This window comes from Mesorhizobium sp. SARCC-RB16n (assembly GCF_008520305.1).
Classification (GTDB): Bacteria; Pseudomonadota; Alphaproteobacteria; order Rhizobiales; family Rhizobiaceae; genus Mesorhizobium.
This window is the reverse complement of the sequence record NZ_ML703292.1, coordinates 1-12,299: the sequence shown is the minus strand read 5'-3', so window position 1 is coordinate 12,299 and position 12,299 is coordinate 1. Positions and strand designations below refer to the sequence as shown.

Sequence of the window (12,299 nt, the reverse complement as noted above, 5' to 3'; positions counted from 1 at the left end):
TGTTCGCGCAAGGCGGCCTTCGCCGGAGGCGTACTGCTCTTGAGCCGTGGCTGCGCGAGAAGCTCGCGCTGGTCTGCCAGAAGAGCAAGCTCGCCGAAGCAATCCGCTACCCGCTCGCGCGCTGGGCTGGACTTGGCCGCTTCCTCGACGACGGCCGCGTCGAGATCGACTCCAACGTAGTCGAACGCTTGATCAGACCGATCGCCCTTAATCGGAAGAACGCGCTCTTCGCTGGTTCCGACGGCGATGGGGAGCACTGGGCGGCCATCGCCTCGTTGATCGAGACCGCATTATGCCGCGCGCGGCATAAGCAGGTTTATGCCGACCGCCAAACTATGCCGAGCGCCTCTTCGGATCATGGCGGTATGAAGCGCTTTGCCCGCCATTTCGACCGAAAACCCGGTCGTTGACACTCGGCATAGTTTTCATGCTCAAAGGGCGTTCAGGAATTCAAGAAGTCGGTCGTTTGGCCGAAATCGTTCGGCCTTTGCGCGTTCGTATGGCTTCAGCTTGGCAAGTGCGGATTCCTTCAGCTCAAGATGTGCGTGAAGATAAGTCAGCGTCGTTTCCATCGCCTCATGGCCCAGCCATAGGGCGATCACCGAACAATCGACGCCCGCCTGCAGCAGCTCCATGGCAGCGCTGTGCCTCAAAACATGAGGCGACACCCGCTTCGAGCGGAGGGGGACGCAGTGTTCGCGAGCCTTGGCGACATATTTGTTCAGCAGCGCCTGCACGCCGTCGGCGCTCAGCTTGCCGCCGTGCGTGTTCGGAAAGAGAGCCGTTGCGCCCCGCTTCCTGGGCTCGTTGAGCCAGCCCCGAAGGGCTTGCTGTGCAACCTTGGTGAGCGGCGTACTTCGCTCCTTGCGGCCCTTGCCAACGCATCGCACGTGGGCACCGTGGCCCAGCATCACGGAGTCCCGGTCGAGATCGATGATCTCCGAGACCCGCAACCCCGTTTGCGCGGCCAGCAATAACAACGCCTGACCGATGTGCGCTGCTTCGCTCAGCACCTCGCTCATTTCGGGATGGACCAACTCGGTTGTCGGCCGATCAACGTCACCCACTTCATTGCCAGCGCCGTGGTGATGGTCTCGGCGCCGCGAGCCTCCATGAAGGTGACGAAATTCGACAACCGTCGAGCGGGGCCATGATACTTGTATCCCAATCCCTGGCGCATGCCCCACATAGCGCTCAAGCGCTGTTCGAAGACGGCTCATTGGACACCTCCCGGCCAGGGCAGGCTCAGTTCGCGCAGCTTCTCGATGTCGAGCTTGGCATAGATCCTTGTGCTGTCGATGCTCCGGTGACGGAGCAACTGGCCGATCTCGGCAAAGCTGGCCCCCGACCGCAGCAGGTCGGTCGCAAGGCTGTGGCGGAAAAGGTGCGCGCCGTGGTGCGCATAGCCGTGAATACCCGCCCGCTCGAGGGCCTCCTTCGCGATCATCGTGACGGCGCAGCCTGAGGCAAAGCCGACGTGCGGAGCAAGCATTCGCAGAAATAACCGGCGACACAGTGAAGCCGGTCGCCCATGCCGGATGTAGGCGACGATAGCTGCACCGACGTCGTGGCGTAGCGGCATCATCGCTTGCCGCCGTCCCTTGCCATGGACGAGGACACTGCCCGACTGCCAATCGATATCGTCAAGGCTGAGCGCCGCAACCTCGCTGGCGCGCAAGCCCAGCTTGGCCAGCGCCATCAGAACCGCATAGTCCCGAAGCCCCATTCCGTGGTCCGATCGCAGGCATCGAGAACAATGAACCTTCTGTGGCGGCAGGAAGGTTGGCAGGCCAGCAAGCCGCCAGCGACGGATCGACGGCACACAATCGGCCAAGGCCACCGAAATGAAGCCCTTCAGATGCAAATAGCGCAGGAAGGCGCGAACCACCCCGCACATCGCCTTGCCGCTGTCGGCGGAGCCATCGAGAGCATGTCGCTCGACATAACCGATGACGATCTCCGGGGTGAGCACTGCAAAGCCATCTGCGCCAGCCGGACAGACCTCCTGCAGAAATCGGCGTGAGAGCAGCTTGTGACCTTCCACCGTCGAGGCGGCGAGCCCTCTCTCGTTCGTGAGGTAAGCCGCGAATGCATCACCAATCTGCTCGTGCTCCGTGCGCTCAATCGGAATGGCGGTTGGTATCAAACCTTCTTGCCGTAACGTGGCAAGTAAGCGCCGGAGCGCCGATCGGCCGCCCGAATCGATGCTCCAGTGTCTGGAACGGTGCTCAAGAAACCGCTCAACATGATCTTCGCTTAAATGTTGGAGATCGTGCCCGTTGCCGACGTGCCAGTCTCTCAGCTCACGAAATAGGCTCAGCGATCGCCATGTGCATTGCTGAACGAAGCCTTCGTCCGACAATCTGCCCGCATAAACGCGTGCAAACTCGCCATACGGCCGGTGGATCAGCTTCCGACACAGAGTGCTGCGTTGCAGATAGTCACTTGCATTCATGTGTCCTCTCCTTCGCGTCAATCGCGACGGAGAGAGCCTAGGCTATGCCGATCCAGCTACCGCTATGTTGAGGAAAGTACTGGTAAAAAATTGTTCACTCGGCATAGTTTGGCGGTCGGCATAAACCTGCAAGCTCAACGGCGTCGACCCGTATGCCTACCTCGCTGACGTCATCACCCGTATCGTTGCCGGCCATCCGCAAAGCCAGCTCGACGACCTGCTGCCCTGGGCCTACGCACCTACGCCACTCAAGGCCGTGGCCTAACAACAGCGGTTACAGTCAGACTTCTCCTGCCCATCGTCGATGCGGACCGGTGCCCAAGACCCCGGCAGGACGACGGTGCCTCGCCTATCGGCTCCGCACATGTTGGCTTCGACGGATGAGAACGTCTCGGTCCCTGCAATCTTGTCACTATCGCGGCTCGCTCCCACACCCCGCATGATTGCCGTGTACGCTTCGCCGTGGTCGTCACCTCCCACGCCGCAACAACTTGCTACCGGGCGGGTGCTACCCCTTACCCTGACCGGACTCGCACCGGCTGGAACGCGCCAGCTTGGCCCGGCGAACCTCACCTCTAGTCAAGTTGGTCTGAATCTCAGATATTTTCGACTGCACGTCGCACTGCAATTAACCGCTTCTCCCATTCCTCGTCGGGGATCCTCTTCGCGTGCGCTGCCAAAAGTTGCGGACGAAGGATGTCGCGCAGTGCATCGGTTAGCGGCGGACCGGGCAGGCGGCTCCAGTCAGTCTGCATCAGTATCGACCACCTTTCTTCATCTATTTCGCCCGGGGCCTCCCGCTGATCTACCCAACCCAATTGGCCCTCACAGGGGCCTGAAATACCATAGCGGAGACCAGGTCCGCCCTTAATGATGTTGTCGATGTCTTCCATCGAAACCTCGCCGGCCGCGATCATGTGGAACGCCTCGCGCCACATCGCGGCCATCAGGCGAGCGCCGATAAAGCCCGGAATGGCATGCGACATTAAAACCGGTTGTTTGCCGATGCTGCGGTAGAAGTCAACCGCAGCTTCAAGTCTTTCAGTCGGCATCTCAGGTGTGCCGACAATCTCCATGGCTGGGATCAGGTGCGGAGGGAAAAAAGGATGTGCTACAAGGAAGCGACCCGGATCGGAAATGTCTCTAGCGATATCGGCTGGCAAAAGTCCTGATGTGGAGGAGGCGATAATCGAATCCAGCGGCGCTAGACTGGCAATTTCCCGGACCAGCGCTCGTTTGAGATCTATCCGTTCCGGGGCATTTTCCTGAACGAGCTCTGCCTCGGCCACCGCCTCACCCAGACTGGCGCAAAGTCGAAGTCGCGTACGCACAGGAGGCATATTGAGCTCATGCAATTGCGGCTCATGGCGGTCGAGGGCGGCCAATAGACGATCCTGCCAACCCGGTGTCGGATCCCACGCGGTCACCTCATGCGTGCCAGTAATGAATAATGCGATCCAGCTCGCTCCTATCGTCCCTGTGCCGATGCATGCAACGCGCATAGATTACCTCATATCAATGGATTATTCAGCACTCGCAACTGCCTCGATATCTCGCGTGAAGCGCAGCCGCGCTCTTCACGCGCCAGGCTTCAGGCGAACTTTCTAAGACTTTTCTGTGGGGCGTGTGGTCGATTAAAGTCTTATTGACGGGTCTCCGAATTATCCAAGGATTGCAGCGTCGTACGACAGAGAGTCGTTATGTCGTAAACTGGTAGTTCTGCCATCTGCCTGATTTTCGGCGTCGCGGGCGGAAAGAGTGTGCATGAAAAGAGCAGTGCGCCAATATCCGGGTTATCCTTGCGAAGGCGCGCAACGGTGCGAGAGATGTCCAGCTCTATATCGGTGGTCTCGGTCCTCAGCGGAGGATACATTCGCTCGTTTTCACTCAATGTCCCGCCTTCCACCCCGCCGACAATAACTCGATCATGCGATTCGGAACTATCCAACCCCAGCCAATCACGGTTGAACGATCTTGAATCGAAAGTGAGTACCGCCAGCTTCTTTTTCGGGGGCAACTGTTTGAGGAGCAAAGGCACCATCATCAGGCTCGAAGTTAACACGGGTACATCCACAGCCGCTGCCAAGGCTGCCTGATAGCGAATTGCTGCGCCACAATACGAGGTGATCGCTACTGCGCCACGCTCCACCAGTCGCTGGGCGGCTGCAATGAATGCCGGCTCGAGTTCAGGATCGCCTCGCATCACCGCCTCGACGCGTCCTCCGGCGACAACTTCCGTTATCACTGGTAGGTCATAGCTGTCGGAATTCAGCATAGACCCGACGGCGGGAAGCGTTGCGATTGGCGGGAACTCGGTTTCGAGATCCAATATACCTAGAAATCTGCCCGTCTGAGGTGCCATCTGAAGCCTCCAGTTAGAACTACCGTAACTAGTCTCGAAATAAGGAGCGTCTGTTAGGCCCCTGCCGACAATCCGAAACTCGCATCCCGAACTAAGCTTCGACCGCGAGAACCGCAATGCAGTCACCGGGTTTCACGATTGGAGGGAAATGCCGCGCGATCACATCGGAGTCATTGGTGTCCCGCGATGGCGGTGGCTAATGCAGTGGCTGTACCCCCGCCACCCAACTCTCACACCTTCCCCATCTCTTCGGCCGCCGTGTTCGATCGTGAGCGTGGGTTCCCGAACTTTGATTCCGATCTCAGCCCTTCGACCTGCTCCGTTTGCGAGCCATGGCCTCGATGCAATCGGCCGGGTTGCCCGCTCCGATGAGGTTCGAAGGTTCGCAAAAAGATGGCCCAGTTTCGAAGACGGCTGTCTGTCGTTCATATCAAGTAGCCTATAGTCGTGATGGTCGCATCGCAGTGTGATCGCTGTTTGTATCGCCCGCGAAGTAACTTTCTTTCGGCAGCGTTGATGCGGCTGGTGTCACGCAAGTTCATCAATCCAACAATCGTCTCATTGCGATCTTCAATCATCTGCGGAATGGACCTGCCGTCGATCACCTCTTCAGCCTGCTTCAGGATTTTGGCCCGCAGTTCCGGTGTCCAGTCAGGAAGGGGCGTCTCGGCCACGTACGTTCAAACTTCACTCGGCTTAGCAAGATCAAAAGATAACGCCACCTCAGTGGGGTGCCTGACGTTATCGAGCACCGGGCAGCAACGCTCAGCGACCTTCAACAATTGGGAGATGGCTTCCGACTGCTCATCACTGACGATTTTCACGATCGCAGATATTACAGGAAAGCCAGATCGAACGCCTTCCATTCCAAAAAAACCCTGGCCATTCATCTGGGCCGACAACTCCACGCCAATCGACTTCACGCTTATACCCAAGAAATCCGCGTAGCATCTAATAGTCACTTCCATGCTAGCGCCAAGCGCAGCCAACATCACCTCGGCGGGATTTGGTGCGGCTCCCGTTCCGCCGAAACTGACTGGTTCATCGATTGTTAAGGCCAGACCACTGAACCGCGATTCTGAACGCAGTCCTTCCACCTGCTGTGTGCGCCCCGACATCGTCTCAATACATGCTCGCGGGTCACCCGCGGAAATTTCGGCTTTGAGCTGGGCAATAAGTCGCCCCAGCTTCGTTGAAGGTTGTCTATCGTGCATGTTTTCACCTATTTGGTATAGCCAACGACACTCTTGCGAAACCCATCAATGATCGGCCGCCAAAAGCCTGCGGAAGTTCGCAACGAGCCAGTTAAGTGCACTCGGAATTTTCACCATATCTCTTTGCAAACCCTCATGAAGTTCCCTGACACTATTTTCTTAACTGCTTTTTCGGGATATCCATGGTCGAACATCAGCTGCACCAGGTTGATCACGTCCTTAGGTCTTTGGAAACGAAATCCTTTCCAGTTCGGGTCTGTCGAAGCGGGCCACTCGCTCGTCATCCCTTCTGCCCACTTGTCTAGCACCTCTGTTTCGAACACGAAGTCAAAACCGAAGCCGACGTGGTCCGGCCCAACAAGCTGAACGACGTGATCGAGATGCTTGAAGATGGCTGACATCGCACCGTGTTCGTCGCCAATATAAGCATTGTTTCCCGAGAGCCCGATCACGCCACCGGTTTTAGCCAACGCTAAGATCTGATCATCGCGAAGATTTCTATAGTGTGGGTGGAGAGCCATTATGCCAACATGCGAAAAGATTAGCGGTTTCTCCGCCATGTTCATCACGTCGAGTGTCGTGCGATAACCCGTATGAGCGAGATCCACGACCATCTTCCGTCGCTCGATTTCGCGCACGACGTGCACACCGTAGGTAGTCAGTCCGCCGTCAGCTTGATCAGAGCACCCGCCCCCAACAAAATTGGAAGCATTAAATACGAGCTGTACGACACGCAGGCCCAACTCGCGAAATACTTCTAAAATGCCGACGTTCTTTCCGAACCACGCCGTCCCATGGGTCTGCATTCCGATCGCCAGTTTCCCTTCAATCTTAGCCCGCATCACATCGTCTATTGTGAGGGCGTGAATGAAAAGGTTAGGCTGTGATTGGATCAGCTGCCTTTGCGACGCGATCGCTTTCACAGCATCATCAAGATTACTCGCGTCTTCAGCAAAGGCGATCGACGTAAACGATACTCCTGCGTCAATATAATGCTTAAGGTACTTTGGAGGGCAACCCAAATTTTGATCGGGCAGGTCAATCGGGAACAACATGTCCCAAATGATACTATTATTCCAAAAGCTTTGCGTTGTGTCGGAGATCATGTCTCACCAGTCCTCAGGTATTTTGGTTACGTGGTCCTTTGCAGCGGGATAGTGACGCAATCGCTTTTCAAGATGATGCGTCCGCAAACTTGCCAATCCGCCTGTTGCGAGCACATCCGCAGAATCCCTTTCCCCTCCCATCTGGGATCGTCAAGCAGTCGAGGGCTCACGGATTTTAGATGCGCTGCAACCGTTTCGACGCATTAACGCGGCTAGCTTCTCGCAACTTGAGCAGTCCAATAACTGTATCGTTTCGTTCTTCGATCATTTGTGGGATGGTTCTCCCACAAATGATTTCTTCAGCCTGTTGAACAATGCGCTCGCGCAATTTGGGAGTCCAATCAGGAAGCGGCGATTCCGTAACATAGGGTGCTCGCCAGTCTGAACTTGCATAAGCATCCATGAAAGATCCCAAGCCGCGATCACCTGCTGCTAAATGGAACGTTGCAAATGGCCCCATACATGCCCATCGCAGCCCGAGCCCGTGAGTCAAGCAGTCATCAATCTGGGCAACAGTCGCTTGTTCTGCCGCGACCATATGGATCGCTTCACGGAACAAGGCAGTTTGAAGCCTGTTGATCATGAACCCGTAGATCTCTTTCTCCATACGGAGAACGCGTTTTCCAGATGCTTCGTAGAAGGCAGTGGCCCAGTCTAGGACAGCGTTATCCGTCTTTTCGCCACCTACGATCTCGATAAGCGGAATTAGGTACGGCGGATTGACAGGATGCGCCACCACGGTGCGTTCGGGATATTTGCAGCGCCTTTGAATTTCGGTCATTGGAAAGCCGGAAGTGCTTGAGCCGATAACGATTTCTGGCGGGACTAGCTCGTCGAGTTTTTCATAGATGCGCACCTTCAGTTCGAGATCTTCAGGTACGCTTTCTTGCACAAACTCGGCACCGGCAACCGCCTCTTCAATATCTGGAGTAAAGCGAAACCGATCCCGCGAAGCGCCAGCTCTCAAACCAATCTGCTCTAGCACCGGCCAAGCTTGCTCAAGCAAGCGCTCGACGGAATCGCGGGCATCGGTACCCGGATCTTGTGCTGTCACATCATATCCGCTGGCCAGGAACTGGGCTACAAAGCCACCACCAATGGTGCCCGCGCCGATACACGCGATCTGTTTAACCTTTTTGGGATCGGGGCGGTTCATGGCGTATTTCCCTGAGTTGCGAGGAGCTTGTTAGACTGGCAAGTCGTGGGAGAGATGCCACTTCGAACCCTGTATGATAGCAGCGCTAAGGTCCAATTCATTGTCTAAAACATACTATCTGGAATCACGATGTGGGGAGCTAAGCCTGACCGCATCGGCGGGCAGAATTTTGAGGTTAACGGCCATCACCGCCTCGAGGCGTCCTCCGGCGACAACTACCGTTATCACTGGTAGGTCATAGCTGTCGGAATTCAGCATAGACCCGACGGCGGGAAGCGTTACGTTTGGTTCAACGCGGTTTCGAGATCCAATATTCCTAGAATTCTGCTAATCTGTGGCGCCATCTGAAGCCTCCAGTTAGAATTACCGTAACTAGTCTCGAAATAACGAGTCTGTTTTAGGCCCCTGCCGACAAGCCGAAACTCGCATGCCGAACTAGGCTTCGACCGCGAGAACCGCAATGCACTCACCGGGTTTCACGATTAGGGGGTCTGTTGGGGACCGTTCTTAGACAAGGCGAGTACCGGTGACCATGATTCCACCGTCGATAGGCAAGGCTATGCCAGTGATTGATTTTGCCACTTCACTGCAGAGGAAAAGAACACCGGCAGCGATCTCAGTTGGATCGACAAAGCGACGAGTAGGCGCGTCTGCCTCGACAAGTTTTCGAGCGGCGTCTTCGAACGAGATGTTCAGCGCCTCCGCCTTCGCTTCCACCTGCTTCTTGAGGAGGGGTGTCAGAACCAAACCCGGACAGATCGCGTTGCAGGTTATGCCGATCGCAGCGCCTTCCAACGCCACCTCTCGGGTGAGTCCTAAAATGCCGTGCTTAGATGCGACGTAGGCAGACTTACGAGTTTCGGCCTCGAAGGCAAGGGTAGAGGCCGTGTTCACTATGCGCCCCCACGCCCTATCTTTCATTTGCGGCCATACTGCCCTCGTGGTCGCAAAGGCGGCAGTCAAATTAACCGCAATAATCTTGTGCCACTGCTCGTCCGGAAATTTGTCGATTGCCGCAACGTGCTGAATACCTGCGTTGTTGACCAGAATGTCGACCCGGCCGAAAGCAGACGTTACGTCAGCGACCAAGGCGCCCGCCTCAGCCATAGCGGTAAGGTCGTGCGGGAAGTGCCGTGCACGCCGACCGGTGTCCTCCTCAATCGAGGCGACGATATCCGCCGCCTCATCTGGTGACGCAAAGCCGTTTACTGCGACGTCGGCACCGTTCGAAGCCAGCGTACGGGCAATTGCAAGACCGATTCCGCTCGTCGAACCTGTCACCAAGGCGACTTTGCTTTTAAGTGATACAGACAGGTCCATCCAACCCTCCTAAAAAAGTGCGTCGCAGCCACTAGCGAATTCGTGCCATACAGCTCGACGATTCCCAGCCTTGCCCGCCGGTTGATATCCGGATCGTTAATGACAGGCGGCTCTCTTCGCTTGAGCCGCGAAAGCGCTGCCAAGCACCTCTCGCTATTCTCTTAAGCATGACAATTTTGGAGCGACCAGTCAATTGACAAAATTGTACAATGACATTAGTCCTTCTCTGTAAAATGGGTTGGGTATCTTTTACAGGCGAGCAGAGCGGATTTTTCGATGGCTGAGCACGAGAATGCGAGCATGACAATTTGGGCACCTTCACGCGAGAATCTTTCGCAGCCGTTTTTCCGATCGATCGCGGATCAAATTTCGCAAGCGATTTCGCGTGGAGATCTCAAACCGGGCGAACAGTTGCCGCCGCAGCGGCAACTTGCCGACAAGCTTGGAGTTTCGCTTCCAACCGTGTCGCGGGCATATGAAGAACTTGCTCGTCTCGGTTTAACGGCCGGAGAGACGGGGCGCGGGACCTTCATCCGGGCACAGTCGCAGGCGGTATCTCCGTACGTTCAGGAAAGGCAGTCGGGCGTAATCGACCTATCAATTTTGAAACCGGTCGGCGATGCCGTTCATGTTGAACGGATAAAGTCGACGCTTGCTGCACTTTCACTGGATATGCCTGCGAGCATCGCCCTCGGAACGAGGCCAACCAGCATATTCGCGCGTCATCGCTCAATCGCCGTGGAGTGGCTTAAACTTTGCGGTTTGGACGTGGAAGAGAAATGTATCCATCTCACGAATGGCGGTACGCCTGCGATAACGGTTGCGTTTATGACCGCTTGTCAGCCAGGCTCGGTAATTGCGACCGAATCGACTGGACTGCACGTTATGTTGCCTTTAGCCTCATATCTGGGTGTGAGGGTTGTTGGGGTAGCAATAGACAAGTTCGGTATCGTTCCTGATGCGTTAGAGAATGCGTGTCAGCAAAACAAAATTCGCACGCTGTTTATGATGCCCAACGCGATCGGCCCGACTGCCTTTGTCATGGATGAACGTCGACGCATTGCTATCGTCGAGATTGCTCGCAAGTATGACCTTATCATCATTGAGGATGATGCACTTGGCCCGTTGCTCGTAAATAGGCCTCCTCCTTTCCAAGCCCTCGCGCCAGAACGAACGCTCTACATCACCAGCTTCACCAAACCCGTGATGTCGGGCTTGCGTACTGGATATCTCGTCGCACCAGCGCGCCTTCTTCCAGCTGTCGAAAACCGCCAACTCGTCACCAACTGGACTGCGACGCCGATTGTTGCGGAAATTGCTGCCCGGTGGATTGAAGATGGAACCTGCATTGAGTTGCTGGACTGGCAGCGGGCTGCGCTTGCAAAGCGTCATAAGCTCGTGGCTGCTGCACTCAAAAATTTCGCTTATCAGTCCCATCCGCAAAGCTTACATGTCTGGCTCCCACTTGACCCAAAGCTTCCGGAGGACGAGTTTGTCCTTCATGCACGTAAACAGGGGGTGACGGTGGCGCGAGGTTCCGCCTTTGCTATCTCCGAAGCGGATCCCGCGGTTCGAATCTCCGTTGGTTCAACAACGGAGGAAGATCTGCGGCGGGGGCTGGCCGTGATTCACAATTTGCTGCACAGCGAGCCCGAACCAATTTTATTCGGGATCTAATCTTGGCTATCTCGCCCGCAAACATGATCCGTCTCCCGGGAAACATGGTCGTCTGGCGCGGCATGACCCGCTTGCACGACATTGCCTTCGGCATCTCCATTGGATCAAGCCGACGATGTGGGTAATCGGAAGCTTCACCGGACGAGTGCGGACCGAGCGCCAGAGCGATAAGGTCGTCCGCCCCCGGCGAAGGCGCCTTGCGCGAGCATGGCACGGTAGCGAGGCTGCGCTCTTGAGGTCGACCTCGGCAAGATTTCGCACAGCGCATGGTCCCGGCCCTGAGAGTCAAACCGCTCGGCGGTAGGTCCAGAGCTGTGCGGGCGGAATGTTGCGAACGAGGACATCAAGTGAGACACGACATAGCCGCCCGGCACCCTGATGACGGTGACAAAAGGCCGTAGGTGATTTGGATGACGGGCCGGCCTGCAGGAATGCGTGCCAGCAAATCCTCAAGCAAGGCGATGCGCCGCTCCGTACCCATCCGGTGAAGACCGCAGACGTGCGTATCCGCAGCCATGAGCTCCTGCACCACGGTGTTGAGGTCAAGCTTTCGGTGGGGAGACCCGATGATTTTCTTCGAGGAGGAGTTCGACCTCCTCGACGCCTTCATCGGTGAAGGCCAAGATCCCGTCGTCATCGTTGGCCCCGTAGACCAGATGACGCCGTCCTCGGGCTCGAGACCGAGCGTCAGGTCCTGGATGAGCTCTTCGCTGACGCCGAGGTCCCTGGCGACACGGTCGACGGTGTGAACGTGATGCACCTTATTGCGCTCATGATCAGGCCGCCGCTGGTTGGGTCCGCAGTTTTGCGGATCTCCGATTCCATGGCAGCAAATCATCGATCCGATCGGCCGGATAGGCGGGCAGTCGGGCGAAGACGGCGGCGAGCCAGGACTGAGGTCGATATCGCTCATCTTGGCGCTGACGATCCGGCTGTAGAGAACGGTAGCGCGCTGTCCGCCGCTAGTGCCGCGCAGAGGAAGCGGGTGAAGGATAACTGCGGCGCAGCA

12 protein-coding genes and 3 pseudogenes are annotated in these 12,299 nt (G+C 56.6%); 3 read left to right on the top strand and 12 right to left on the bottom strand.

All coding sequences use genetic code 11. The features are described 5' to 3' along the window. The coding region (locus C7I87_RS29750) for an IS66 family transposase (RefSeq protein ID WP_373424793.1) at window positions 1–410 on the top strand (410 nt) is incomplete at its 5' end. 21 nt (window positions 411–431) lie between these two features. On the opposite strand, the gene C7I87_RS29745 is transcribed toward C7I87_RS29750, so the two are convergent. Genes C7I87_RS29745 through C7I87_RS29735 form a run of 3 tightly spaced genes read right to left on the bottom strand, consistent with a single transcriptional unit; the run spans window position 432 to window position 2,455 of the window. Next, window positions 432–1,022, bottom strand: a complete 591-nt coding sequence (locus C7I87_RS29745) for a tyrosine-type recombinase/integrase (RefSeq protein ID WP_246696454.1) — start codon at window positions 1,020–1,022, stop codon at window positions 432–434. Then, window positions 1,019–1,198, bottom strand: coding sequence for a hypothetical protein (locus C7I87_RS29740; protein ID WP_246696453.1), 180 nt, complete (start codon window positions 1,196–1,198; stop codon window positions 1,019–1,021). The genes C7I87_RS29745 and C7I87_RS29740 overlap by 4 nt, the downstream gene beginning before the upstream one ends. 18 nt (window positions 1,199–1,216) lie before the next feature. Beyond that, window positions 1,217–2,455, bottom strand: a complete 1,239-nt coding sequence (locus C7I87_RS29735; RefSeq protein WP_246696452.1) for a tyrosine-type recombinase/integrase — start codon at window positions 2,453–2,455, stop codon at window positions 1,217–1,219. Between the two features lie 124 nt (window positions 2,456–2,579). On the opposite strand from C7I87_RS29735, the pseudogene C7I87_RS29730 reads away from it, so the two are divergent. Next, window positions 2,580–2,720, top strand: a pseudogene (locus C7I87_RS29730) (transposase domain-containing protein); the annotation flags it as partial. 331 nt (window positions 2,721–3,051) lie between these two features. On the opposite strand, the gene C7I87_RS29725 reads toward C7I87_RS29730, so the two are convergent. The 7 genes from C7I87_RS29725 to C7I87_RS29695 form a co-directional block, all read right to left on the bottom strand. Further along, a complete protein-coding gene (locus C7I87_RS29725) occupies window positions 3,052–3,957 on the bottom strand; it encodes a 3-hydroxyacyl-CoA dehydrogenase NAD-binding domain-containing protein (protein WP_149907576.1) in 906 nt (301 codons plus the stop codon). Window positions 3,958–4,097: 140 nt separating this feature from the next. Then, on the bottom strand, window positions 4,098–4,817 hold the full coding sequence (locus C7I87_RS29720; RefSeq protein WP_149907575.1) for an aspartate/glutamate racemase family protein: 720 nt from the start codon (window positions 4,815–4,817) through the stop codon (window positions 4,098–4,100). A gap of 425 nt (window positions 4,818–5,242) precedes the next feature. After that, window positions 5,243–5,491, bottom strand: coding sequence for a hypothetical protein (locus C7I87_RS29715; RefSeq protein ID WP_149907574.1), 249 nt, complete (start codon window positions 5,489–5,491; stop codon window positions 5,243–5,245). A 6-nt stretch (window positions 5,492–5,497) separates the two neighbouring features. Then, complete coding sequence (locus tag C7I87_RS29710; protein ID WP_149907573.1) at window positions 5,498–6,031, bottom strand: OsmC family protein; 534 nt, start codon at window positions 6,029–6,031, stop codon at window positions 5,498–5,500. A 110-nt stretch (window positions 6,032–6,141) separates the two neighbouring features. Beyond that, on the bottom strand, window positions 6,142–7,137 hold the full coding sequence (locus C7I87_RS29705; protein ID WP_149907572.1) for a dipeptidase: 996 nt from the start codon (window positions 7,135–7,137) through the stop codon (window positions 6,142–6,144). Window positions 7,138–7,312: 175 nt separating this feature from the next. Further along, window positions 7,313–8,293: a 3-hydroxyacyl-CoA dehydrogenase NAD-binding domain-containing protein gene (locus C7I87_RS29700; RefSeq protein ID WP_149907571.1), complete on the bottom strand. Its 981-nt coding sequence runs from the start codon at window positions 8,291–8,293 to the stop codon at window positions 7,313–7,315. Between the two features lie 507 nt (window positions 8,294–8,800). Beyond that, entirely contained in the window at window positions 8,801–9,613 is an 813-nt protein-coding gene (locus tag C7I87_RS29695; RefSeq protein ID WP_149907570.1) for a 3-hydroxybutyrate dehydrogenase, read from the bottom strand. Window positions 9,614–9,913: 300 nt separating this feature from the next. Here C7I87_RS29695 and C7I87_RS29690 point away from each other — a divergent pair, with 300 nt between their 5' ends. Then, the gene (locus C7I87_RS29690; protein ID WP_149907569.1) at window positions 9,914–11,290 is read left to right on the top strand and encodes a MocR-like ectoine utilization transcription factor EhuR; all 1,377 of its coding nucleotides are present in this window, start codon (window positions 9,914–9,916) and stop codon (window positions 11,288–11,290) included. 285 nt (window positions 11,291–11,575) lie between these two features. On the opposite strand, the pseudogene C7I87_RS29685 reads toward C7I87_RS29690, so the two are convergent. Beyond that, window positions 11,576–11,759: pseudogene (locus tag C7I87_RS29685) on the bottom strand (SAM-dependent methyltransferase); the annotation flags it as partial. Window positions 11,760–12,066: 307 nt separating this feature from the next. Next, window positions 12,067–12,299, bottom strand: a pseudogene (locus C7I87_RS29675) (transposase domain-containing protein); the annotation flags it as partial.

Coding starts and splice junctions, on each gene's coding strand:
- C7I87_RS29745 (WP_246696454.1), bottom strand. CDS start 1,022: ATGAGCGAGGTGCTGAGCGAAGCAGCGCACATCGGTCAGGCGTTGTTA.
- C7I87_RS29735 (WP_246696452.1), bottom strand. CDS start 2,455: ATGAATGCAAGTGACTATCTGCAACGCAGCACTCTGTGTCGGAAGCTG.
- C7I87_RS29725 (WP_149907576.1), bottom strand. CDS start 3,957: ATGCGCGTTGCATGCATCGGCACAGGGACGATAGGAGCGAGCTGGATC.
- C7I87_RS29720 (WP_149907575.1), bottom strand. CDS start 4,817: ATGGCACCTCAGACGGGCAGATTTCTAGGTATATTGGATCTCGAAACC.
- C7I87_RS29710 (WP_149907573.1), bottom strand. CDS start 6,031: ATGCACGATAGACAACCTTCAACGAAGCTGGGGCGACTTATTGCCCAG.
- C7I87_RS29705 (WP_149907572.1), bottom strand. CDS start 7,137: ATGATCTCCGACACAACGCAAAGCTTTTGGAATAATAGTATCATTTGG.
- C7I87_RS29700 (WP_149907571.1), bottom strand. CDS start 8,293: ATGAACCGCCCCGATCCCAAAAAGGTTAAACAGATCGCGTGTATCGGC.
- C7I87_RS29695 (WP_149907570.1), bottom strand. CDS start 9,613: ATGGACCTGTCTGTATCACTTAAAAGCAAAGTCGCCTTGGTGACAGGT.
- C7I87_RS29690 (WP_149907569.1), top strand. CDS start 9,914: ATGACAATTTGGGCACCTTCACGCGAGAATCTTTCGCAGCCGTTTTTC.